22 protein-coding genes are annotated in these 23,597 nt (G+C 69.1%); 10 read left to right on the top strand and 12 right to left on the bottom strand.

Going from position 1 to position 23,597, the window contains the following annotated elements:
* Positions 1–140: 140 nt before the first annotated feature.
* Complete coding sequence (locus tag ABGB14_RS35740) at positions 141–479, top strand: hypothetical protein (RefSeq protein WP_347648270.1); 339 nt, start codon at positions 141–143, stop codon at positions 477–479.
* A gap of 9 nt (positions 480–488) precedes the next feature.
* Here the strand turns inward: ABGB14_RS35740 and ABGB14_RS35735 are convergent, their stop codons facing one another.
* Positions 489–1,151 carry a TetR/AcrR family transcriptional regulator gene (locus tag ABGB14_RS35735; RefSeq protein WP_347648269.1) on the bottom strand — a complete coding sequence of 221 codons (663 nt, stop codon included), beginning with the start codon at positions 1,149–1,151 and terminating at the stop codon, positions 489–491.
* Positions 1,152–1,290: 139 nt separating this feature from the next.
* On the opposite strand from ABGB14_RS35735, the gene ABGB14_RS35730 reads away from it, so the two are divergent.
* Entirely contained in the window at positions 1,291–2,799 is a 1,509-nt protein-coding gene (locus tag ABGB14_RS35730) for an NAD(P)/FAD-dependent oxidoreductase (protein WP_347648268.1), read from the top strand.
* On the top strand, positions 2,796–3,197 hold the full coding sequence (locus ABGB14_RS35725; protein ID WP_347648267.1) for a hypothetical protein: 402 nt from the start codon (positions 2,796–2,798) through the stop codon (positions 3,195–3,197). The genes ABGB14_RS35730 and ABGB14_RS35725 overlap by 4 nt, the downstream gene beginning before the upstream one ends.
* A gap of 255 nt (positions 3,198–3,452) precedes the next feature.
* Here the strand turns inward: ABGB14_RS35725 and ABGB14_RS35720 are convergent, their stop codons facing one another.
* The 8 genes from ABGB14_RS35720 to ABGB14_RS35685 are packed head-to-tail and all read right to left on the bottom strand — an operon-like array spanning position 3,453 to position 12,945.
* Entirely contained in the window at positions 3,453–4,310 is an 858-nt protein-coding gene (locus ABGB14_RS35720; protein WP_347648266.1) for an SMP-30/gluconolactonase/LRE family protein, read from the bottom strand.
* Positions 4,307–5,728, bottom strand: a complete 1,422-nt coding sequence (locus ABGB14_RS35715; RefSeq protein WP_347648265.1) for an aldehyde dehydrogenase family protein — start codon at positions 5,726–5,728, stop codon at positions 4,307–4,309. Before ABGB14_RS35715 ends, ABGB14_RS35720 begins: the two co-directional genes overlap by 4 nt.
* Positions 5,729–5,745: 17 nt before the next feature.
* Positions 5,746–6,363, bottom strand: a complete 618-nt coding sequence (locus ABGB14_RS35710) for a bifunctional 4-hydroxy-2-oxoglutarate aldolase/2-dehydro-3-deoxy-phosphogluconate aldolase (RefSeq protein WP_347648263.1) — start codon at positions 6,361–6,363, stop codon at positions 5,746–5,748.
* 5 nt (positions 6,364–6,368) lie between these two features.
* Positions 6,369–7,511: a mandelate racemase/muconate lactonizing enzyme family protein gene (locus tag ABGB14_RS35705; protein WP_347648262.1), complete on the bottom strand. Its 1,143-nt coding sequence runs from the start codon at positions 7,509–7,511 to the stop codon at positions 6,369–6,371.
* Entirely contained in the window at positions 7,508–9,598 is a 2,091-nt protein-coding gene (locus ABGB14_RS35700) for an ABC transporter ATP-binding protein (RefSeq protein ID WP_347648261.1), read from the bottom strand. The genes ABGB14_RS35705 and ABGB14_RS35700 overlap by 4 nt, the downstream gene beginning before the upstream one ends.
* 15 nt (positions 9,599–9,613) lie before the next feature.
* Positions 9,614–10,426: an ABC transporter permease gene (locus ABGB14_RS35695; RefSeq protein ID WP_347648260.1), complete on the bottom strand. Its 813-nt coding sequence runs from the start codon at positions 10,424–10,426 to the stop codon at positions 9,614–9,616.
* Complete coding sequence (locus ABGB14_RS35690; RefSeq protein ID WP_347648259.1) at positions 10,423–11,376, bottom strand: ABC transporter permease; 954 nt, start codon at positions 11,374–11,376, stop codon at positions 10,423–10,425. The genes ABGB14_RS35695 and ABGB14_RS35690 overlap by 4 nt, the downstream gene beginning before the upstream one ends.
* Positions 11,377–11,379: 3 nt before the next feature.
* Positions 11,380–12,945 (bottom strand): ABC transporter substrate-binding protein, encoded by a 1,566-nt coding sequence (locus ABGB14_RS35685; RefSeq protein ID WP_347648258.1) that lies wholly within the window; start codon positions 12,943–12,945, stop codon positions 11,380–11,382.
* A 216-nt stretch (positions 12,946–13,161) separates the two neighbouring features.
* On the opposite strand from ABGB14_RS35685, the gene ABGB14_RS35680 reads away from it, so the two are divergent.
* Both ABGB14_RS35680 and ABGB14_RS35675 read left to right on the top strand, forming a co-directional pair.
* Entirely contained in the window at positions 13,162–14,271 is a 1,110-nt protein-coding gene (locus ABGB14_RS35680) for a mandelate racemase/muconate lactonizing enzyme family protein (RefSeq protein WP_347648257.1), read from the top strand.
* Entirely contained in the window at positions 14,268–15,173 is a 906-nt protein-coding gene (locus tag ABGB14_RS35675; protein WP_347648256.1) for a dihydrodipicolinate synthase family protein, read from the top strand. The genes ABGB14_RS35680 and ABGB14_RS35675 overlap by 4 nt, the downstream gene beginning before the upstream one ends.
* Positions 15,174–15,196: 23 nt before the next feature.
* Here the strand turns inward: ABGB14_RS35675 and ABGB14_RS35670 are convergent, their stop codons facing one another.
* Positions 15,197–16,063, bottom strand: coding sequence for an NAD(P)-dependent oxidoreductase (locus ABGB14_RS35670; RefSeq protein WP_347648255.1), 867 nt, complete (start codon positions 16,061–16,063; stop codon positions 15,197–15,199).
* An 8-nt stretch (positions 16,064–16,071) separates the two neighbouring features.
* Positions 16,072–17,034 carry a hypothetical protein gene (locus ABGB14_RS35665; protein WP_347648254.1) on the bottom strand — a complete coding sequence of 321 codons (963 nt, stop codon included), beginning with the start codon at positions 17,032–17,034 and terminating at the stop codon, positions 16,072–16,074.
* Positions 17,035–17,208: 174 nt separating this feature from the next.
* On the opposite strand from ABGB14_RS35665, the gene ABGB14_RS35660 reads away from it, so the two are divergent.
* The 3 genes from ABGB14_RS35660 (at position 17,209) to ABGB14_RS35650 (ending at position 20,216) form a co-directional block, all read left to right on the top strand.
* Positions 17,209–18,405 carry an ROK family transcriptional regulator gene (locus tag ABGB14_RS35660; RefSeq protein WP_347648253.1) on the top strand — a complete coding sequence of 399 codons (1,197 nt, stop codon included), beginning with the start codon at positions 17,209–17,211 and terminating at the stop codon, positions 18,403–18,405.
* 174 nt (positions 18,406–18,579) lie between these two features.
* Positions 18,580–18,882, top strand: coding sequence for a GAP family protein (locus ABGB14_RS35655; protein WP_347648252.1), 303 nt, complete (start codon positions 18,580–18,582; stop codon positions 18,880–18,882).
* 761 nt (positions 18,883–19,643) lie between these two features.
* Positions 19,644–20,216 carry a hypothetical protein gene (locus tag ABGB14_RS35650; RefSeq protein ID WP_347648251.1) on the top strand — a complete coding sequence of 191 codons (573 nt, stop codon included), beginning with the start codon at positions 19,644–19,646 and terminating at the stop codon, positions 20,214–20,216.
* Positions 20,217–20,221: 5 nt separating this feature from the next.
* On the opposite strand, the gene ABGB14_RS35645 is transcribed toward ABGB14_RS35650, so the two are convergent.
* On the bottom strand, positions 20,222–20,851 hold the full coding sequence (locus ABGB14_RS35645; protein ID WP_347648250.1) for a TetR family transcriptional regulator: 630 nt from the start codon (positions 20,849–20,851) through the stop codon (positions 20,222–20,224).
* A gap of 194 nt (positions 20,852–21,045) precedes the next feature.
* Between ABGB14_RS35645 and ABGB14_RS35640 the strand changes: the two genes are divergently transcribed.
* Together ABGB14_RS35640 and ABGB14_RS35635 are read left to right on the top strand one after the other, a co-directional pair.
* Positions 21,046–21,909 carry an SDR family NAD(P)-dependent oxidoreductase gene (locus tag ABGB14_RS35640; protein WP_347648249.1) on the top strand — a complete coding sequence of 288 codons (864 nt, stop codon included), beginning with the start codon at positions 21,046–21,048 and terminating at the stop codon, positions 21,907–21,909.
* Positions 21,906–23,174 carry an FAD-dependent monooxygenase gene (locus tag ABGB14_RS35635; RefSeq protein WP_347648248.1) on the top strand — a complete coding sequence of 423 codons (1,269 nt, stop codon included), beginning with the start codon at positions 21,906–21,908 and terminating at the stop codon, positions 23,172–23,174. Before ABGB14_RS35640 ends, ABGB14_RS35635 begins: the two co-directional genes overlap by 4 nt.
* The last annotated feature ends 423 nt before the right edge of the window (positions 23,175–23,597 follow it).

The following is a 23,597-nucleotide window of genomic DNA, read 5'->3' as shown; positions in this document are numbered from 1 at the left end:
GAAATCCACCGTGATGCGCGGCCCGCGTCCACCGGGCTTGCCAGCGATCTGCTCGTGGAGCATCGCGACGGCGTTGAAAGCCGCTGGCTGGCTGGCACGCTGGGCCGGATCGTCTCTCTGTCAGCAAGACCGAGGGGTTCTTGGGGGAACGCTATCGGCGCATCACCCGCCGCCGCGGCAAGTCCAAAATCCTCGTCGCCGCCGGGAACTCGCTGCTCACCATCATCTACCACCTGCTGTCCGGCCCTCAGGCCCGCTTCCACGACGTGGGAGCCGACTACCACGACAGCCGCATCAATAAGGACCGCCGTGCCCGCAGCCTGGCCAGCCAACTGCAAGCCTCACCGGCAGAAGATCGTCATCCGCAACGGCAAGACCGTCCTGATCGAGCCCGACGCGGCCTGGCTCACAACGCCTCGTGGATTCCTGACTCTGATCATCGGTCAGGGTTCGCTGCCGCCTGCCCAGCGAAGGTGTGAATTTTCGGATCAGGCAGTCGAGGTGGGGCGCGCGGTCTGGTAGATGGTGGTGAGCCAGATGTGGAGCAGTGTCTCCACGGCGTCGGATGCCGGCACCGCGGGCTCGTCGCCGGTCAAGGTCGCATAGAACACCGAGTCGTTCATGGCGTTCAGCGCGATGGCGAGATCGCGGGCTCGCGGTCCGGGCGGCGCGGTGCCGCGGGCACGCTCGGCCTCAATGGCCAACGTGGTCCTGGTGATCCATATCTCCTTCATGTCGGACCGCCAGCGACGGACCTCCGCGCTGGTGCGCCCGGCCTCGACGGCGGCGGCCAGCACCGAGCGGTGCGCGCCGTAGGTCGTGTGGGTGGCGACGAGGCATTCACGCCAGTAGCGCACCGGGTCTTCGCGGAGCCGGTCGAACTCTCCTGTCACGGCCTCGCTGATCTCTTCGGTCACACGGTCGAGCAGAGTGAGCAGCACCGCGTCCTTGGATCGGAAATAGAAGTAGAAGGTGGGGCGCGAGATCCCAGCGCCGCGCGCCAGGTCGTCGATCGAGATTTCGCTCAGCGCCCGCTCCTGGAGCAGCTTCGCCGCGGTGGCGAGGATGTCCAGCTCCCGATCGTCGCCTGTGGGCCGGGAAGCACGACGGCCACGGCTCGAACGTGGTGTCGCAGTGCCGTCGTGGGTCATGCAATTCAGCCTATAGGGCCGGTCGCACGGGATCAACGCAGTGTCGACTTACTCAACATACCGTTGATTGTGTCGACATGATGTCGATATAGTCGAGGCTGCACCTGGGCCATGGCGGCTGGAGGACGAAGGGACAGCCATGACGCTCGAACACCTCGACATCCTGATCGTGGGGGCGGGTCTGTCCGGTATTGGCGCTGCCTGTCATCTGCGCCGGAAATGCGCGGGCAAGACGCACGCCGTCCTGGAAGCCCGCGGAGCGATCGGCGGCACGTGGGACCTGTTCCGTTACCCCGGTGTCCGCTCCGACTCCGATATGTTCACCCTGGGCTACCGGTTCAACCCCTGGCCAGAGGCCAGGTCGATCGCCGACGGCAGGTCGATCCGCGAGTACGTGCGGCGCACCGCGAGAGAGCATGGCGTCGCCGACCGGATCCGGTTCCACCACCGCGTCATCAATGCGGAATGGTCCACGGCCGATGCACGCTGGACCGTTCGGGCAAAGCGCCTCGACACCGGCGAGACCATGCAGCTCACCTGCGGTTTCCTTGTCGTCAACACCGGCTACTACCGCTACGACCAGGGCTTCACCCCCGAGTTCCCGGGCGCCGGCCGCTTCAGGGGCCCCATCGTGCATCCCCAGCACTGGCCGCGGGATCTCGACTACGTCGGCAAGCGCGTCGTGGTCATCGGCAGCGGCGCTACGGCGATGACGCTCGTGCCGGCGATGGCGCAGGCGGCCGAGCACGTCACGATGGTGCAGCGCTCACCGAGCTATGTCCTGTCACTGCCGTCCACCGACCCCGTCGCTGACGTGCTGCCTGCGAGAATTGCCTATCCGGTCCTACGGTGGAAGAACATCTTGCTGGGCCTGCTGTTCTACCAGTTGAGCCGGCGCCGGCCGGCATGGGTGAAACGCTTCCTGCGCAACGGCGTGCACCGTCGATTACCGCTGGACCACGACGTCGACGTCCATTTCAAGCCGCGCTACGACCCCTGGGACCAGCGGCCGTGCATCGTGCCGGACGCTGATCTGTTCCATGCCTTACGCGACGGAAGAGCATCGATCGTGACCGATGGGATCGACACGTTCACCGAGGACGGGATCCGGCTCGCGTCCGGAAGGGAACTGGCGGCCGACGTCATCGTCACCGCCACCGGTCTGAATCTGATGGCCGTCGGCGGGATGGCATTGAGCGTCGACGGCGCCACTATCGCGATCGGAAGGACGACGGCCTACAAGGGCATGATGCTCTCCGGTGTGCCGAACTTCGCGTTCACCATCGGCTACACGAACGCGTCCTGGACGCTGAAGGCGGACCTGGTTTCCGCTTATGTCTGCCGGCTGATCAATCACATGGAACGACGGGGCTACCGGTTCTGCGTGCCGACCGGACCCGCGCCGTCGGCCGACCCGCTCATCGACCTCAAGTCCGGATATGTCATGCGCAGTATCGAGGCGTTTCCCCAACAGGGGGCGTCGGCACCATGGCGGCTGCATCAGAACTACCTGCGAGACGCCCTGCTGATGCGCCACGGCCGCTTGGAAGACGGGACCATGCGATTCGCCCGGTCGGCGCTCGCCACTCTGGAGAGCCCTGCGCAAGCACACCGTGACGCCGCGACAGAACAGGAGAACAAGAAATGACCTTGCAGATTCCCGCGGTCGTGAACGACGGCGACGGTGGCAGCAGGCTGACCACCGTCGCGCTCGAACAACAAGAAACCGACCTGGGACCCGGCGTGGCCCCCATGTTGTCCACGACCCCATCCGAGGTGGCGTCGATACAGTTCATCGACCTTCTCGCCGACATCACCATCCCCGCGCACCCGGCGCCGGCCCGCCAATTCGTTGTCGTGCTCCGCGGGAGCATCGAGGCCGAGGACACCACTGGGGAAACCCGGCGGCTCGGGCCTGGAGACGTCGCCTTCGCCGCGGACATCAAGGGAGGCCACATCACCCGCATCGTCGAGCACCCGGCACGTCTGATGTTCGTCGTGCTGCCCGACGGCGCACCCGGCCCGCTCGACACGAGTCACCGATAACGCCGTCAAGGTAGACCACCACCACGCATCGTACGCATTGCAGCCATACGAGAACGCACTGTAGTTGCCGAAGACGCCAGATGTCTGGGCTTCTCTGTGTGATCTTCTTGCCTCCACAACAAGAAGGATCACCGAGAGCCACGAGCTTTCTCAAGCCCTCTGCGCCCGGCGAGACCTCAAACCCCGATCAAGTTCGAAGAGCCCCCGATGCGCCGATCGTGGCAACATCATGAGTCAGCAGATAAGAAACAGCTCTTAGACGTACCCTCCGGAGGGTTGCCCTCGGGTTCCAGCCGCTATCGCGAAGATCCCTCCGGCGTGCGGCTGCTCCCGCAGTTCCGTTTCGGACAGGCCCACGCGGGCGGTGGTCACGTAGAGCGTGTCGAGATCGAGACCGCCGAAGGAGCAGCTGGTCACCTTGCGTGCCGGGATTTCGATGGTCTTGACGAGCCGGCCTTCCGGTGTGAATCGCTGGACGGCCCCGCCTTCCCACAATGCCACCCACAGGCATCCCTCGGCGTCGGTGGTCAGCCCGTCCGGGCGGCCGCGATCGATGTCGATCAGGCGGCGCCGGTTGGTGAGGGCCCCGGTCTCCGGATCGTGGTCGAAGGCGTCCACGCCGCCCGTGGGGGAGTCCGCGTAGTAGAAGGTGCGCCCGTCAGGGCTCCAGCCGAGGCCGTTGGAGACGGAGACACCGGTCAGCATGGTATGGAGCGTGCCGTCGGGGTCGAGGCGATAGAGCGCGCCCGCGCCCCGGATACCCGTAAGTAGGGTTCCGGCCCAGAAGCGTCCCCAGGGGTCGGCCTTGCCATCGTTGAATCGCCCGCCGGGCGGATCGGTGTCCACCTCGTGCAGGACCGTGCGCGCTGAGCCGTCGGCGGCGCAGCCGATGATCCCGGTAGCCGTGGCCAGCAGCAGGCCACCGTCGCGGCGGACGGCCACGGCACCGACCGCCTCGCCCGCCTCGAAGCTCATGTCCTCACCGGTCGCAGGAGAGAAGAGGTGCACCCGACCGGCCGGGATGTCGGCCCACCACAGCCGCTGCCGTTCCGGGTCCCAGACAGGGCTCTCCGCCACCGTCGCCCGCGCGTCGAGCACCAGGCCGGCGATCACGGGCCAGGCACCGCGATGCTCTGATGGGCCAGGAAGGGCAGCAGGCCGGGCAGCCCGCCCTCGTAGCCGATACCGCTGTCGCCGCGGCCGCCGAAGGGAATCTCCGGGGTGGCGGGGGTGGCCACGTTGACACCCGCGATGCCCACATCGAGGCGGGCGAGCAGTTCCGTGCCGGCGGCGGCGTCGCGGGTGCAGACGTACCCGGCCAGTCCATGTCCGGTGGACGAGGCGTCGGCGATCGCCTCCTTCAGGTCGGTGAAGGAGCGGACCAGGGCGACGGGGCCGAAGACCTCCTCCCGCCATTCGGGCGTGTCCGTGGGCGGGTCGACGACCACGGTCGGTGCGACGTGCCAGCCGCCGGCCTCGGGCCGCGGGCCGCGGTACACCCTGCCGCCTGCCGAGGCCGGCGTGGCGATCAGGTTCTCCAGGCGCGCGGCCATCTCGCGAGTGCGTACGGGGCCGAGGGTCGTGCGCTCGTCCAGCGGGTCACCGGGAACCAGCGTTGAGATCCGTTGGGCGAGGCGATCCAGGAAGTCCGCGCGTACGTCCTCGTGGACCCACACGTTGTTCGCGGCGATGCACGAGGCCCCGTTGTTGCGGAACTTCGCCACCATCAGCGTGTCCGCGGCCTCATCGAGATCGGCGTCGGGCAGCACGATGAACGGCGCCCGCCCGCCGAGTTCCATCACCACGGGAGTAAGGGCCGTCCCGGCGGCCTGCGCGATTTTGCGGCCGACGGTGGTGGAGCCGGTGAAATGCAGGAGACGCACACGGCGGTCGTCCAGCCAGGCACCGGTGATCTCGGCCCCGTCCCCGGCCACCGTGTTCAGCAGCCCGTCGGGGAGCTCGGGTTCGCAGGTCTCGGCGAAGGCGAGGCTGGACAGCAGGGACAGTTCGGAGGGCTTGAAGACCACGGCGCAACCGGCTGCCAGGGCGGGGGCGATCTTGCGCGCGGGAATGGAGACGGGGAAGTTCCACGGCGTCAGGACGGCGGCCACGCCCACCGGCCCGGAGCGGACGAGGTGCCGCAGGCCGGGGCGTACGGAGAGCACCTGGTCAGTGAGGGTGTGCGTGAGGTCGGCGTACCAGTCGAAGTAGTCCGCAGCCAGGGCGAGCTCGGCGCGCGCTTCGCGAAGGCACTTGCCGGTCTCGCGAGTGACGGTCTCGGCAAGATCATGGGCGGTGCGCAGCCGCCCGGCGATCGCGCGCAGCGCCGCGCCCCGCTGCAGGGCCGGAGTGGCGCGCCATCCCTCCAGGGCCGCGGCGGCGAGGTCCACGGCGTGTCCGGCGTCGCGGCCGGTGCCCGCGGCGACGTGCCGGATCCGCCGGCCGGTCGCCGGCTCCAGCACCTCGAAGCGGGGCCCGTCACCGGCACGGGGCCGGCCGCTCAGCCGCACCCCCGGGATGTCCTGGTGCATGATCGGTCCTTCCTGCATTACTCGGTCTCCCCGCGGAGCACGGTCAGGTAGCGGCGTGCGCTGTCCGCCAGCCGCTTCCAGTTCTTGTCTCTGATGGCGTCCGCGTCGATCAGCCCGACCCCGACCCCGACCGTCGCGCAGCCGGCCAGCAGGCACTGCCTGCCGAGCTCGGCGGTGACTCCTCCGGTGGCCAGCAGCGGTATGTCGGGCAGCGGCTGGCGAAGCTGGCCGACGTACGAGGCGCCGAAGGGGGCGATGGGGAAGATCTTGACGATGTCGGCGCCTGCGGCGTGCGCCTGGACGACCTCGGTCGGCGTGAACGCTCCCGGTATCGAGATCAGCCCGGCCGCCTTCGTCGTCGCGATCACCGCCTGGTCCAGGTGAGGTGAGAGCAGGAACGAGGCTCCCGCGTCCGCTGCCGCCTTGACCTGGTCGGGTGTGCGAACACTGCCCGCCCCGACCAGCGCGCCGCCGCCGAGGCGGCGTGCCAGTCCGGCGATCGAGGCGAGGGCATCCGGGCTGTCCATGGTCGTCTCGAACGCGGTCACGCCGGCGGCGTGGAGGGTGTCGCCGGCGGCGAGGACGTCGTCCGTGTCCAGGCCACGGTAAATGATCAGAAGGTCGGGGAGTTCCATGCCTCTCACCAGTTCGTGAAGGAGCCGTCGTTTCGGGACAGGCGCGGTGGCTCGTTCCAGGTAGTGGTACGGGCGGCGGCCAGCGCGTCGAGGTCGATCGCCAGACCCAGGCCCGGCTTCTCCAGCGGCAGCAGGCTCCCGTCCCGCCACTCCGGTGCCATGGGGAACACCTCGGGCAGCAGGGCGGCGGGATGGTAGGGCTGCTCCTGGACACCGAATGCGGTGCACGCCAGGTTGAAGTGGACGGCCGCTGCGGTGGCCACCGGGCCGAGGGGGTTGTGCACGGCCACGCGGAGGTAGTGCGTCTCACACCAGCCGGCGATCTTCGTGGCCTCGGTGAGGCCGCCCGCTATGCACAGGTCGATCCTGGCGTAGTCGATCAGCTCGTCCTCGATCAGTGGCCGGAAGTCCCATTTCGAGGCCAACTGCTCGCCGGCCGCCAGCGGCACGGCGGTGCGCTCACGCAGCGTGCGGTAGGCGCCCAGGTTCTCGCACCGCAGCGGGTCCTCGACGAACAGCGGGCGTAGCGGTTCCAGCTCACGGCAGAGCAGCACCGCCTCGGGCGGGTCGAGACGGGTGTGCACGTCGAGGATCAGGTCGACGTCCTCACCCACCGCCTCCCTGGCCGCCGAGAAACACTCGACGCCCATGCGTACCGCCGAATGCGGCTCGAACGTCTCCCCCGATGCGGGCAGTGCCAGCCGCAACGCCCGCCACCCCTCCTCCCGCAGCGCCATGCAGGCTCGCGCGACCTCAGCGGGCCCGTCTCTCTCGGGTCGTACGTGCGTGTAGCACGGGACGCGGTCGCGGACCCGGCCGCCCAGCAGGACGTGCACGGGTACGCCGAGCGCCTTGCCTTTGATGTCCCACAGCGCGAGGTCGACCGCCGCGATCGCCGAGGCTCCTACCCGGTCGGCGGGAAAGAAGCCACCACGCGACATCACCTGCCACAGATGCTCTGTGCGCAGCGGGTCCTGCCCGATCAGGAGCGGCCTGAGGTGGTCAAGCGCCCCGCACACCGCCTCCCCGCGACTGGCCAGCCCCGATTCACCGATGCCGAGCACGCCTTCGTCGGTGTCCACCAGCACGAACAGATAGGTACGCCGCCCGCCCCGCACCGGCACTGCGCGGACATCGGTGATCTTCACGCCATCTCCTCACTGAAGTGACACGCCGTCCGGCGGCCCGGTGCGATCTCGCGCGCGACCGGCCGCGCCACGCGGCAGATGTCCCGTCCCGCCCGCAGGGCGCATCGCGTGTGGAAGGGACAGCCGGAGGGCGGCGAGAGCGGGCTGGGCACCTCCCCGGGCAGTGGCACGTGGCTTCGCCGCCGCTCGACCGCGGGATCGGGCTCGGGCACCGCTGACAACAGCGCGGCCGTGTAGGGGTGCAGCGGCCGGGCGCACACCTCCTCAGCCGGTCCCTCTTCCATGATCTGCCCCAGGTACATCACGGCGATGCGGTCGCTCATGTGCCGGACGACGGCGATGTCGTGGGCGACGAGCAGGTACGCGATGCCGAGGCGGTCCTTCAGGTCGAGCAGCAGGTTGACGATCTGGGCCTGTAGGGAGACGTCCAGCGCGGAGACGGGCTCGTCCAGCACCAGCACCGACGGGCCCACGGCCAGCGCCCTGGCCAGGGCGATGCGCTGGCGCTGGCCGCCGGAGAAGTCGCGCGGCATGCGAGCCGTCATGGACGCGTCGAGTCCGACGAGTTCCAGCAGCTCCGCCACTCTGCGCCCGGCCTGGCCGGGTTCTGTCAGGCCGTGGATGCGCAGCGGCTCTGCCACCAGCCGCCCGATGGTGTGCCGCGGGTTGAGTGCGGCGTAGGGGTCCTGGAGGACGAGCTGGACCTGCCGGCGCAGCTCCGTCAGCCGGCGGCCGCCGGTCGCCGTCAGATCGTGGTTTTGGACCAGCACGGAGCCGGAGTCGGCTTTCTCCAGGCCGAGAAGTATCCGCGTGAGGGTGGACTTGCCGCAGCCGGACTCACCGACCAGCCCGAGGGCCTCGCCGGCGCGCAGCCGCAGGCTCACGCCGCGTACCGCCCTGAGCTCCCCTTTGGCGCGCGGCCCGAGCCCACGTCCACGCAGCCGGTAGCTCTTGTGCACGTCGCGCAGGACCAGAACGTCGGCGGCGGGCCCGGGCGCCGGAGACGACCGCGCGGGGGTGGGCCGGCCGGGTTCCGCCTGGGCGGGAATGTCGGGTTCGGCGTCTGCGGCCGGCTGCTCGGCCATGGTCAGTCGCAGGCCATCGTCCGTGACCCAGCAGGCCGCGCGGTGGCCGGGGGCACGCTCCGTCAGCGGCGGGGCCGTGGCGTGGCAGCGGTCCTCGGCGAACGCGCAGCGCGGCGCGAAGGCACAGCCGCTCAGGGAACGGCGCAGGTCCGGCGGCCGGCCTGGGATGGATGCCAGCCGGTCGGAGTGGTGGGTGAGTCGGGGCACCGACCTGAGCAGGCTCCATGCGTACGGATGCCGCGGCTCGTCGTGCAAGGCGGCTACCGGGCCCTCCTCGACGGCCTGGCCCGCGTACATGACCAGGACCCGGTCGCTTAGCCGGGCCACCAGGCCGAGGTTGTGCGTGATGACGACGACGGCGGTGCCCAGTTCCCTGTTCAGCCGCGCGAACACCTCCAGGATCTGGGCCTGCACGGTGACGTCCAGTGCGGTGGTGGGCTCGTCGGCGATGATGAGCGAGGGGTCGCCGGCCAGGGCTATGGCGATCATGACGCGCTGGCGCATGCCGCCGGAGAACTGGTGCGGATAGTCGGACAGCCGCCGCACAGGGTCGGGCACTCCGACGAGCTCCAGCAGTTCGGCGGCCTTGGCCCGGGCGCGGCGGCGGTCGTGGCCGTGTGCGCGTACGGCCTCCGCGACCTGTGCTCCGATGGTCATGACCGGATTGAGCGAGGATTGGGGGTCCTGGAAGATCATGCCGATCTCGCCGCCGCGCAGCCGGGTGAGATCGGCTCTGGACATGTCGAGGACGTCACGGCCCCGGTAGCGGATGGAGCCGGAGGTGATCCGGCCCGGGTCGCGTACGAGCCGCAGCACGCTCCTGGCCGTCACCGACTTGCCGGAGCCCGACTCACCGACGATGGCGAGCGACTCGCCGGGATGGACGTCGAAGCCCACCCCGCGTACGGCCTGCACGCCGCCCTCCCGCCCCGGGAACTCGACCGTCAGGTCGCGCACCTGAAGCAGCGGTGACGTACCGCCGGTGTGCTGGTTGCCGTCCATGTGCGCCTTTCCGGGTCATCCGCGGCGCAGGGCCGCGTTGAGTGCGTCGCCGAGCAGGTTGAGTCCGATGACCAGCCCGGTGAGCACGGCGATGGGCGCGAGCACGCCCCAATGTTGCTCCGCGAGGTACGGCAGGCCCTTCTCGATCATGCCGCCGAGCGATGGGGCGGGCGGCTGTATGCCGAAGCCCAGCAGGCTGAGCGCGCCTTCCAGGAATACGGCGCCGGCTGCGGACATCACGAAGTTGACCACGAGCGCGTCGACCGCGTTCGGCAGGATGTGCGTCACCAGGATCGCGGTGCGCGAGGCTCCCACGACCCGGGCACCTGTGACGTAGCCTCGCTCGCGTTCGGTGAGCACGGCGGTCCGGGTCAGCCGGGCGGTGACGGGGATGCCGCTGATCACGATGACGATCAGCACGGTGGAGAAGCCGGGGCCGAGGAACGCGGCCAGTGCCGCGCCCAGGATCACCGTGGGGAAGGCGAGCTTGAGGTCGAGCACTCGCTGAACGAGCACGTCGGCGGCTTTGTGCGTGGTCGCGAGCAACCCGATGGCGATGCCGATCGCTTTGCTGAGCGGCACCGCCAGGACGATGATGATCACATCTTGTCGGATGCCGTACAGCAGCCGCGAGAGCACGTCCCTGCCGAGGTCGTCGGTGCCGAACCAGTGTCCGGCGGACGGCCCCCGCAGGACCGCGCCCGTCTGCTGGAAGTCGGGCGCGTACGGGCTGAGCCATGGCGCGAGCAGGCCGGCGGCGACCAGGACCAGGACGGTCACGGCTCCCGCCGCACCGCCGGGAGAGCGCAGCGCCCGGGGTGTTCTCATGCTTCACCGTCCAGCCTGACGCGTGGGTCGAGGGACGCGTGGATCAGGTCACTGACCAGTTGCACGGCGATGAAGACGACGACGAAGTAGACCACCAGGTCCTGGATGATCAGATAATCGTGGTTCGCGACCGCGTTCGCCAGCACCTGGCCGAGTCCGGGCCAGGCGAACACCGCCTCGATGACCACCGCGCCGCCGAGCAGGTGCCCGACGCGCACGCCCAGCACCGTGATGACCGGCGGCAGCGCGTTGGGCAACGCATGCCTCCACAGCACCCGGCGGGCGGAGACGCCCTTGGCGTGCGCGGTGTCGAGGTACTCCTCCTCCAGTTGCCCGCGTAGCTCGGTCTCCAGGAACCGGCCCACGACCACGCCCGAGTGCAGGCCCAGTGCGATGGCGGGCATGGCGAGGTACTGGATGCCGATCTCCGGGTCGGTGAGCAGCGGCTCGCGGCCACCCGCGGGCAGTAACCGGACGGTGATCGCGAACGCCAGGATGAGCAGGATTCCCAGGACGTACTCGGGCACGCCGAAGATCAGCGCGCTGGCGCCGCGGAGCAGTGCCTGCGGCACCCGCCGTCGTACGGTGGCCGCGGCGATGCCGAACGCCGCCCCGGTGACGGCCGTGACGACCAGGCTGGCCAGCGCCAGCTCCACGGTGGCGCCCGCCGCCACCCCGAGGGTCTCGGCGATCGGCGCGCCGGAGACGTAGGAGGCGCCGAGGTCGCCGGTGATGAGGCCGCGGGCCCAGTCCGTGTACTGCCACAGCAGAGGCCGGTCCAGGCCCATGCGCTCTTCCAGGGCGGCGACAGCGGCAGGATCGGCCTGCTCGCCGAGGATGACCGAAGCAGGGCTGCCGGGCAGCAGCCCGACCAACAGGAAGACGACGACCGAGGTCAGGATGACGGTGAGCGCCGCGGTCGGAAGGCGGCGGATGAAGTAGGACAGCACGTGTCAGATCACCGTGGAGTTGCCCAGGAGCACGTCGTCCCAGACGGAATAGTCCCAGTTCGAGACGCCGGTGGTGACGGCGGTGGGAGTGGCGTGCACGAGATCGCAGCAGAACGCCTCGTCCAGGACGAACGCGGTGACGGCGTCGTAGGCCGCACGCTGCTCGTCCTTTCCCGCTGCGCTCAGAGTGGCTGCGGCGAGCTTCTCGTACTGCTCCGATGCGAAATTGAACAGGTTCTGGGTGGTCCGGTACGGCATGGCGCTGTAGAGGAGGTTGGCGGGGGAGAGGTTGGTGTAGCCGTGCTGGCCCATGAACATGCCCTCGAAGGTACGGTTCTCGATGCGCTCCTGCTGCTGGGTGGCGTTGAGCACGCGCAGCTGTGGTCGCAGCCCGGCCTCGCGCAGGTTGAACTCGACGATCTCCGCGGCCTTGCTCACCGCCTGCGCCGACTCCAACACCAACTCGGCGCCCCCGACCCCGGATTCCTCGAGCATCCTCCGGGCGCGGGGCAGATCGCGGGCGTAGTGGTCGGCGAGCCGCTGGTTGTAGGCGGGGCTGCCGGCCGACCACGTGGTGGCGTTCGGGGTGGCCTTGCCACGGTAGATCTCGTCACTGATCCTGCGGCGGTCCAGCGCGTAGTGGATCGCCTGCCGTACCTGCTTGTCCTTCAGCGGGTCCGCGTTGACGTTGCAGCCGACGTAGACGCCGGAGCTGTAGGTGTCGTAGGGGGTGACGGTGAATTTCCGGTCGGCCTCCACCTGCTTGAGCTCCATGGGGCCAACCCCCGTAGCCAGGTGCACCTGGCCGGAGCGCAGTGCGGACATGCGGGCCTCAGGTTTGGTGATCACCCGAACCAGAACGCCGTCCAGATCTGGCCTGCCGGATTCCCAGTACTTCGCGTAGCGGTCGAGCTGCAGGCTGGTGCCCTGCCGGTACTCGCCGAAGGTGAACGGGCCAGTGCCGACCACCTTGGCACCGGTCACGAGTTCCTTGGCCGACTCCCGATCCAGGAGGATCATCAGGGACAGCGCGTCGAAGAGGTTGTTCACCGGCTCGTCGAAAGCCAGCCGGGCCGTCCTGGGGTCCACCGCCTCCACTTCAGCCAGCCGCTTGAGCAGCCAGGCGAAGGCGAACGGCGGCTGCATATCGCGCTGAAACTCCATGGAGAAGCGCACGTCGTCGGCGGTGAAGGGACGACCGGAGTGCCAGGTGACGCCGTCGCGCAGAGTCAAGGTGATCACGCGGCCCCCGTCGCTCGTCTCCCATGCGGTGGCCAACTCCGGGAGGATCTCGTGGGTCTTCCTGTCCAGGCGGATCAGGCTGTTGAAGACCTGCCTGCGCCACGTGGCGTTCTGGGCGGACTGGTTGACCACGGTCTTGGGGATGATGTCCGTGCCCTGCGCGATGACGAGCCGGCCGCCCCGCGAGCTCGCCCTGGCGCTCTTGTTCCTGGCTTCGCGTTCGACGGCGGAGGTGCAGCCGCTGACGCCCGTGCCCAGCAACGCCATACCTGCCATACCCCAGCGCAGGAAGTCTCGTCGCGGCACTTGGCCGGGATGGTTGCTCATGGTGGAATCCTCCGTTGCGCGTCGGCGGGCCAGGCCGTTCGGCTGAGCTTTCTAGCTGCTCAACTAGTTAATTCCTTACAGAAGTTAATCTGCCGGCTACGGCGGCGTCAAGGCATTCGCCCCAAGGAGGCTCTCGGGAGGACTGCCATTGACGCGCTGGATCGAGGCCATTATCTTCTGTCTGAAATTTATAGCCTGCCTCGATGAGGAGCCCATATGAGCCTGCGGATCACCGACCTTCGCCTGCGCCGCTTCCGCGCGACACAGAGATCGACGTGGATGTTCCTCGAGATCGAGACCGAGGACGGTCTGGTGGGAACGGGGGAGTGCTCCGACAGCGGGTGGCCGGAACAGGTGCCGGAGACGGTCGCACGGCTGGCCTCCCGAGTGCTCGGGACCGACGCGGTGGCCGGTGGGCAGGACCTCTGCGACCAACTGCGCCGCGAGTGCGCGCTGCACGGCGACCGCCGCACCCGCTTCCTACGGCGCACCGTCATCGGCGGCCTCGACATGGCCCTGGCCGACATCGCCGCGCAGGCGCGAGGAGTGCCGCTGTGGCGCTGGCTCGGAGGCGAGCAGCGGGAGAGCGTTCCGGTCTACGCCAACATCAACCGCAGCGGCGGCAGGCGCCGGCCCCGGGACTTCGCCATCAAGGCGGCCGCCGCGGTCGCCGACGGCCATGGCAAGATCAAGGTGGCTCCCTTCGACGGGCCTCCGCTGCCGGGCTGGTCCATCGTGGACACCGGGCTCGCGATCGCCCAGGCCGTGCGAGAGGCCATCGGCGAGGCCGCCGAGCTGATGATCGACGTGCATCACAAGCTCTCCAGGGAGGAGCTCGCCGCGGCCGTCCCACGCCTGGACGACCTCGGCGTCGCCTGGCTGGAGGACGCCGTGGACGTCACCGACCCCGAGGCCATGCGCTGGCTGGCTGCCCTCGCCAAGGCGCCCATCGCCGGCGGGGAGACCATCCACAGCCCCGAGCAGCTCGCCGCGGCGCTGTCCACCGGGCACCTGAGGGTGCTGCTGCTCGACCCCAAGTACACCTCCGGCCTGACCCCGCTGGCGCGCCTGGCTCAGCAGGCCACAGGAGTGGACGTGACCTACCACAATCCCTGCGGCCCGATCAGCACCGCCGTGTGCGCACACCTGGCGACCATCCACCCTGACTTCACGCTGGTGGAGCTCATGTACGGCGAGGACGTGGACCGCGCCGCGGTGGTCACGCCGCCGGAGACCGTGATGGGGGCGAGCCTGCCCCTGTCCATGGCTCCCGGCCTCGGCGTCGGCCTCACCCCTGGGCTCGACTTCCTTGCGGAATCGGCGTGAGCACAGATCATGCGACGATCCGGGGCGTCAGCCCCGTGCTGCCCACCCCTTTCGGCGTCGACGGTTCAACCGACCGCCGCTCCTTCGACCGGGTGAGCAGGCACACCTGGGAGCTGGGTGTCGGCTCTGTCATGTTCCCCGGCTTCGCCTCCGAGTATTTCGCGCTGAACGACGAGGAGCGGCTGCACCTGCTGTCCGACCTGGCCGGGACCGTACCACCGGGACGGGTCATGATCGCCTCCGTGGCCGAGCACGCCACGCATCATGCCGTCAGGCAGGTCCGGCGGTGCGCCGACCTCGGCGCGGGCGCGATCAATGTGCTGCCGCCCCACTTCGGCTCCCCTGCGCGTCAGATGGTTCTCGACCATCTGGCCGCAGTGCTGCAGGCGGCCGGGCCAATGCCGGTGATCGTGCAGTTCGTGCCGCGCGCCACCGGCACCTGGCTCACCCCAGACAACCTCACGGCGCTGCGCTCCCACCATCCCAACCTGGCCGCGGTGAAGGTCGAATGCCGCTCTCCCGGAGCGTATATCCGCGCACTCACCAGGCACGGCGTCCCGTGCCTTGCCGGCAACGCCGGCATCGACCTTTTCGAGGCGCTGGAGGCAGGCGCGGTGGGAGTGCAACCCGGTGGCGGCTTCGTCGATCTCTACGTACGCATCCTGCGCCTGTGGGACGCGGGGGAACGCGACACCGCCCGCACCCTGCACGCCAGACTCGCCGCCTGGCTGGAGGAGTGGTGGCCGCAGCCGGGCCGGTCACTCGCGATGGGCAAGGCCATCGCCTGGCGCCGCGGCCTCATCGATGCCCCCACCTGCCGGTCGCCCGGTCCGGAGACACCGGACGTGGCCGAGGTCGACCGGTTCATCGGTGAGTTCGCGCTCAGGGCGGCGGCGCCCTGAATCGATCGCCGCCGCCCGTCGCCTCACATCGGTACGTGTTCCGCCTCCCGCCAGGTGTACCCCGGTTGCCAGCCGAGCATCCTGCCCGCCTTGCTGACGTCCCATACCGAGGCGCAGCCGGGCAGCGAGCCCCGGAGGGCCGTGCCCGGGTGGTGGCGGCGCAGCAACTCCTCGGTCGGTATCTCGCTGAGGGTGTCGGCCGCCGCCACCGCGAACACCTCCCATCCGATGCCCTCCGCGGTCACGGCGGCGGCGAAGGCCCGTGCCAGATCGCGCACCTCGACGTAGGCCCACAGCCCACGGCGCAGGAACCCCGGCTCCGCACGCTCGCGGCGAACGCGCTCCCGCAGCAGCTCGGGGGTTCCGATCGCGGGGAAGCGCAGCGCCGCCACGGACAGGCCGGCGCTTCGATGGAACATCGCGCAAGCGGCCTCGTCGGCCTGCTTGGACAGGGCGTAGCCGTCCTGTGGACGTACCGGGTGCGCCTCGTCGACCGGGGCGTAGAGCGGGGACAGCTCGCGCGGACCCGAGGAGATCCCGAGCACCGCGCCGCTGGATGCCGTCACCACACGGGGCACGCCCTCCGTGAGGGCGGCATCGAGCACGGCGTAGGTCGCCGTGGTGTTGACGGTGTAAATCGTGTGCCCGGGACCGGCGCGCGGGTTGGGCATGGCGGCGAGGTGGATGACGGCGCGGGCGCCCCGGAGAACCGGCCGCAGCGCACCGGGGTCCCGGATCTCCATGGTGTGCACGCGAAAGCCGGGCGCGGGGGCCCTCTCAAGGTCGATGCCCACCACCGGAACACCCGTGGCCAGCAGGTGCTCGACCACCGCCCGGCCGAGCCGCCCGGACGAGCCGGTGACGACGACGGCGTTCTGCTGCTCGATCACGGTGGTCCTCACACGGGATGGACGGATTCGGGGCGGTGGGCGAGCTTCTTGTAGGCGTCGAGCCGCTCTCCGTCCAGCACCCAGGTGCCGTTGGGGGACTCCACGCCCGAGTTGAAGTACGACAGCGCGACCAGGCCCTGCTGCAGCGCGTACTCGTAGGCGTGCGCCAGCCAGGCGGCGGACTTGCCCGGCTCCTGGTAGGCGGTGCGCACGCCGTACTCGGCCACGAACAGCGGCTTACCCCATTCGAGGCAGGTGGCGATGGGCTCGCCCCAGATCGTCTCCGGGGTCTTCCACGGACGATATTCGGCTTCTGTGGTGTCGTAGGTCCACCAGGGGTTGTAGTCGTCGACGCCAATGAGATCGGCCTCGGGAATGTGCCACGCCTCGACGTCGTCGCCGCCCTGCCAGATCCAGCCGTTGAGGATGGGGGTCACGGCGATGTTCTTGAACCGGTGCAGGATCGGGGCGGCGTGCTGGTACATCGCGCGGTAGGCCCCGGGCGTCTGCTCACCGCGCGGCTCGTGGTGCAGGCAGAACCAAACCGGGCCCGGTACGCTGCCCAGCGCTCTGGCCACGTCCTTCAGCCAGACGTCGTGCTTGCCGTCGGCCACCTCCTGCCAGGGGCCCGGCAGCTTGGTGGAGATGACAGGAATGCGATGGTGCTTGATATCGTCCATGGCGACGCGCCGCATGTCGCGCCACTGCTCCCCGTTGACATACTTGAAGTAGCTCCGGTGGCACCCCAGCGTGGTGCCAAGGCCCTTCTCGAAGTCGGGCACCGTCTGCTGCGGCCCCATGGAAGATCCGTACACCAGCTTGCCCGGGCCCGGGTCGCCGGGAAAGCGCCCTCTGCGCCAGCGTGGGGTGGCCGCGGCGGGCGCGGACAGCAGGTCGAGACCTGCGGCGCCCACCACGGCTGCGCCGCCGAGCAGGATCGAACGCCGCGAGGGCGTGCTCTCATCGGTCATGCCGTTCCTCCCTGATGAGGTCTGAGATATAAACTTCTAACAGAAGTTAATCGCTAAGACCAGCCCCTGATATGATTGCCCGAGCGACGGTGGTGTCGTTGCAGCCCCCGACTTTCAGGGGTTTAATTCAAGCAAACAGAAAATATGAAGGCGGTCGACGAGAGGGTTGATGCCATGCGGAGCCCGAGCGTGCCCTCCCGGGCTGCGGCGACGTACGACGTGCGCAGACACAATGTGGCCGCGCTCTTGCGAGCCCTGCTCGAAGAAGGGCCCGCCCCGCGCGTCGATCTCGCCGAACGACTCTCGATGAGCTCGGGCACGACCACCCGCATCACCGCGGAGCTGACCCGGGCGGGGCTTCTCCAGGAGTTGCCCGCCCTCACATCAGGAGACGCGGGCCGGCCGCGGGTGCCGCTCGACCTCGCCTCCGCGCGCTTCCACGCCGTGGGCATCCACGTCGGTCTGCGGCGTACCACGGTCGGCCTGGTGGACCTGCGCGGTCGGCCGGTGGGTGACAAAATACGCATCCCGCACGGCGGCGAGCTCGACCCCGCAACCGTGGTCGGAGAGGCCGCCGAACGTGTGGCCGGCCTCATCCCAACGACGTCGGCGCAGATCATCGGCACCGGCTTCACCACGGTAGGCAGGGTGGACGCCGCCTCAGGGCGCATCCGCGATCACGACATGCTCGGCTGGACCGACGTCGACATCCCAGCGCTCGCGGCGGGTCGCTTCCCCGGCCTGCTCGTCGTCGATGCGACCCAACGTGCTCTGTGCCGGGCAGAGATGTGGTTCGGGGTCGATCCCGGCGTGCGGGACTTCGTGCACCTGTACATCGGCAACGTGGTCGGCGCCGGCATCGTCATCGACCGCGAGCTCCACCACGGCCAGAACGAGGGTGCGGGGCATGTCGCCCACCTCCCGCTCTCCCGCCCCGCACAACTGCCGTGCGAATGCGGCCGTGGCGGCTGCCTGATGTCGGTCGCCGGCGATCGAGCCGTCGTCAGCCGGGCACTGCGCGAAGGTGTGCTCACCGAAGAGCGGTCCGTCCATGACCTCACCGAGCGCGCCCGGCGCGGTGACTCCTTGGCCGACTACCTGTTGCGCGACCGCGCACGCGCGATCGGCGAGGCCGTCGCGACCGTGCATGATCTGCTCGCCCCCGACCAGATCATCGTCTTCGGCACACCGCTACTGGTCCCCGACCACATCACCGAGATCCGCAGAGAGGCACGGCGGTGGATGCGGCGCGACTTCGACGCTGACCAGCTGATCAAACCGAGCGCTCTCGACGACGACGCTCCCGTCGTCGCCGCTGCCACCTGCGTGCTGGAACGCTTCTACGCCGACCCCTTCGCACTCATCAGCTGAGCACCACCAGGCCGCACCGGTGCGTGCGGTAGACCCGGCCTGCGCGGCCTGCCGACCTGAGGCCGAAGCCACGCCTCAAGAGGATGCGCCGGTCTTTCCTCTTGCCCGTGGTGATGACCAGGTGTGCGGCGATGTCGGTAAGACTGCTGCCGCCAGGTACATGCGATTGCGTTAGTGCAGGCCAGATCGTCCTCTTGCTTCCCATCGCTTCCGCTTCGGATCGGGCAACTCGCCGCCGGAGTCCTGATCATCGTATGGAGCGTGGCCACGATGCTGCCCTACCTCGCCGCGATCGCGCTGATCGCCAACTCCGACCTCGGCTGGCAACTCACCGGCGGGGTCCTCGCCGGATACTGCGCGGTCATGGTCGTCCCAGCCACGGCCCTGGCCATCGCCAGGCTCGCCGCCCATCAGCGGATGGATCCGCCTCTGCAGCGGCGGCTGCGATCCGCCGCGTATCGCCCCGGCCGGAGGTGACGCCGTGGTGGTGAGCCGTCACGGGCGCCGACTGGCGGCGTCCCGGGGGCCCCGGCACCGGCCTCGCCGACCTGTGGGACCACCCGGTCGTGCACGTGTCGTGGAACGACGCTCACGGGGACATGGCCCGCGGCGAGTTCGTACTGGATGGGCAGCGACAGTTTCACCTTGAACTCACGCCGGATCAGTTCGGCCACGGGTCCACAACGCGAACCCGAAACTCAACTGACGCGGATCATGGCCCACGATCAGCTCATATAACCGCCGCACCTGCGCATCATCCAGTTTGGCGGCCGGTCCGCTGGTCTTCTTGGTGCGCAGCCCTTGCGGGCGCAGCGTCCAATAGTCCAGCGCCCGCCGGCTGACCAGCGCGCGCTCGGTCTGGGTGCACGAGTTCCCCGGGGCCGAAGGCGGAGGTCTGCACTGCCAGAACGGGGCCGTCCACCTCGCCCACGAAATCATCTTCGACTGGCTGTCCACCCTCCAGGGGGTTGATCGATGAGTAGCCCATCAAGCACGCCCGGATCGTGGTGCGGCACTTCGGCGACGCCGCGGCGCTGAGACCGTCCGATGCGGTCACGCCCGCCCCCGGGCCGGGCCAGATTCGGGTCAGGGTGCTGGCCGCGGGAGCGGGCTACACCGACGTGATGGCGCAAGGGGGAGTACCTCTTCCAGCGAGGCCGGCCGTTCACCCGGGTATGAGCTCGTGGGCGAGGTGGTCGACCACGGTGTGGAGACGGCGCCGGCTTGGCTGGTGCCCGGTGCCCCGCGTCGCCGCGTGCCTGCCCAGGATGGGCGGCTACACGGAATACACGAACCTGCCCGCTCAGACGCTGGCCCCCGTGTCGGATGGCCTCGACACGCTGGTGGCGGCCGCCCTCCCGTTGGACTACCTGACCGCGCTGAGCATCCTCGACCGCCACGGCCGGGCACGCCCGGGCGACACCGTGCTCATCCATGGCGCGACCGGCGGCGTGGGCGACGCGCTGTGCCAGTTCGGCGCCCAACGGCGACTGGTCACGTACGGCACCGCTTCCGAACGCACCCTGCACCGGCTGCGCGACTACGACATCGTCCCGATCGACTACCGCCACCAGGATGCCGTCCAGGTCGTACGCGAAGAACATCCCGGGGGAGTCAGGATCGTCTGCGACCCTCTCGGCGGTCCGGCCATGCGCGGCAACCACCGCCTCCTGCCGGGCATCACATCCGGCCGCGAATCGGGGCCGGCTTTCCGCTCGCCTAGGCCGCCGAGGCACACCGCGCTCTGGAACGGCGCGAAGCCCACGGCAAGATCATCCTTACCACGTCATGAAGCAGCCGGGAACCGGTGAACGGGTCAGCCGGCATGCCTCAGAAGGGCGAGCATGTGCTGAGGTCGTAGTGCGAGGTCGATGGCGCGGCGCAACGCGGTACGCACCTGGTCGGGCCCGTCGCCTTGCTCCATGCTGACGATGGCGGTGGCGTTGAGCGCGCCGAGCACCGCGCCCACCAGTGCCGCCGCCTCGGTCCGGCTGACCAGCTCCGGCACCGCCCGATGCAGCGCCTCGACCAGCTCACCCTGTGTCCGCAACATTTGATGCACCAGCCGCGCCTGGACCGACGGCGTGGAGGCGAGCAGCTTCACCCGTAGTGCGGCCAGACCGCTCGGCAGATCCGAACGCCAGGTGTTCTCGACTATCGCCTGCGCGGCGCGTTCGAGAGCCTCTGCCACGCTTTCGCCGGGCCGCCACTCCGCGATCGCTCGCAGCCCTTCGTCCAGGCGCTCCTGCGCGGTGCCGATCACGACGTCCTCTTTGGTGGGGAAATGCAGGTAGAACGTCCGTTCCGACACATCGGCCGCTTCGGCGATCTCGATCACCATGGTGCGGTCGAATCCCTTCTGCTCGAACAGCCGCATGGCCGCATCCGTCAGCGACTGTCGCGTCTGGAGCTTCTTGCGCTCTCGCCGCCCCTTGGTCTCAACCATGCACCCATGCTACAGCCGCTAAATTTTTTATGCTGCTGCACTCACTGTCCACGCTCGTCGCGGTGACAGCCGGGACGCTGGGTGGCCGGCACTGTGGGTCCGCACCAGGGTCCGCCGCCGGTACGTTTGATGCAGTAGCTTATGTTGTAATGTTACTAAATAAATGCAGTAGCTGTAGCGAATGAAGGAGAACCATGGAGAACCTCGCGGATGCCACCGTCTTCATCACCGGTGGGGCGCAGGGCATCGGGCTCGGCCTCGCCCGTGCCTTCGCCCGGGCCGGTGCCCGGATCGCGCTGGCCGACGTCGATCGTGACCAGCTCCGGGTCGCCGAGCAGGAGCTGTCGGCGCTGGGTGAGGTGAGCGCGTACGCACTGGACGTCCGCGACCGCGACGCCTTCGCCCGCGTGGCCGACACCGTCGAAGAGCGGCACGGACCGGTCACCGTGCTGTGCAACAACGCCGGGGTCGCCGCCGCCGTTCCGCCGTCCTCCCTGACCTACGAGTTGTGGGACCACGTGCTCGGCATCAACCTGGGCGGCACGGTCAACGGCCTGCAGACGTTCCTGCCCCGCATGCTGCACCGGGGCGGGCCTGCCCAGATCGTGAACATCGCCTCCGGCGCGGGGCTCGTCGCCAGCGACAAGATTCTCTACGTCGCTTCCAAGTTCGCCGTGGTCGGTCTATCAGAAGCGTTGCGACAGCACAGGGAGCTCGGCGAATGCGGCATCGGGGTGACCGTGGTCTGCCCCGGATTCGTGCACACCGGCGTCATGGCCAACAGCGCCAAGCTCGATCCCGGCGGCGGGCTACCCGCCCATGACGCGCGCGACGCGCTGTTCGAGCGTTTCGGGCTGCCGGCGGATGTGGTTGGTGAACAGGTCGTGCGGGCCGTGCGGGAGAACAGGCTGTACGTGCCCACCGACCGGATGCTGGCCGGCCCGATCGAGCAACGCACCCAGGCCTTGCTGGAGGCGATGCCGCCGGAGACCGAACGAGACCGGCAGATCGCCGCCGTGTTCGAGCAGACGATCAAGTCGGCCATCCTGTCCGGATGAGCGAGGGAAGCGCGATGCGAATCTTGATTTCTGGAGCCAGCGTGGCCGGCCCTGTGCTCGCGTACTGGCTGAACCAATACGGCTACCGGCCCACGGTGGTCGAGCGGGCCCCCACGCTCCGCAAGACCGGCGGACACGCCGTCGACCTGTTCCGCCCCTCACTGCGGATCGTCGAACGCATGGGCCTGAGAGACGCCGTTCTGGACAGCGAGGTCGGCACGGAACGCGTGACGTTCCTGATGGAAGGCGCCGGCCCGATACGCCTCGACCACCACAGCGCACTGGGCGTGACCAGCAGCGAGCACGTCGAGATCATGCGCGACGATCTGAGCGAGATCTTCTACGACGCCACCCGCGACGACGTCGAATACGTCTTCGGCGACTCCATCGCCTCCATCGGCGATGGCCGGGACGAGGTGCAGGTCACCTTCGAGCGCGGCTCACCCCGCTCCTTCGACCTCGTGATCGGCGCCGACGGCCTGCACTCCAACGTCCGCGGATTGACCTTCGGTGAGGAACGCGCCTTCTCCCGTCACCTCGGTGGCTATGTGGCGGTGGCCACCGTTCCCGACCACCTCGGGCTTTCCGCCGAGATGATCACCATGGCCGTGCCCGGCCGCGTGCTGTCCATGTACAGCCCGCGGCACCTGGACGAGGCTCGGGCAATCTTCATGTTCCGCCCCCCTGGCCGCCTCGACTACCACCGCCGCGACACGGCCCGGCAGAAGGAGCTGCTGCTCGAGCACTTCGGCGGCATCGGCTGGGAAGCGCCTCGGCTGCTCGCCGAGCTGGACCGCGCGCCGGCGTTCTACTTCGACGAGATCACACAGCTACGCCTGGACAGCTGGTCGCGAGGACGAGTGAGCCTGGTCGGCGACGCTGCATACTGCCCCGGGCCGGCCGTCGGCGCCAGCACCAGCCTGGCCCTGATCGGGGCGTACGTGCTCGCGGGCGAGCTGGCCGCCGCCGGCGGCGACCACACCGCGGCCTTCCCCGCCTACGAGCGGGAAATGGCCGGCTACGTACGAAGGGCTCGGACCTACGCCGAACGGATGGTCAAGCAGGTGATTCCTGGCACCCGGGCACAGCTGTGGGCGGGCGCCCAGACCATGCGCTTGGTCGGCGCGTTGCCTGCCCCCCTCGGGCGCGCCCTGTCCAAGCGCGTCAACAGCATGGGCGTTCACGAGAACATCGAGATCAAGAACTATCTCGGCAGCCTTGACGGACACCATCGTGGTGGTCGCCGTCGACTGCCGCGAGCATGATGCCGTCCCGGTCATGCCTGCAGGGATGACTCGACGGAGGGAGGCACGAATGCTCGAACAACCCACGGCCTGTCTTCGGGTGACGGCCTGGAGCAACTCGATCACCACGCCGATTCATGCCGTGAGGTCACCGGCGCCAACGGGACGGACCTCTCAACCGGCGGGCGCGTGGTGGACCTCGGTGTTGCCGTTCTCGGGGTGAAAAGGTTCCGCCCGATACGTCTGCGGCGGGAAGCGGGCCGGCCGGGGACCGACGATGAGGACGTTCTCCAGCTCGTCGTGCCGAAGCACGGCACGGTAAGGGCGACCTGGGCGAGGCGGCAGGACATCGTGAGCGTCGGCGATCTGTACGTGCACGACCTCGCGCAGCTGGACGAGGTGAGCCTGCGGCCCGACGGGCAGGAGGCTCCTGAGCTGGCCATG

It is taken from the genome of Nonomuraea sp. B10E15, assembly GCF_039871615.1.
Lineage (GTDB): Bacteria > Actinomycetota > Actinomycetes > Streptosporangiales > Streptosporangiaceae > Nonomuraea.
This window is presented reverse-complemented; position numbering and strand designations above follow the sequence as displayed.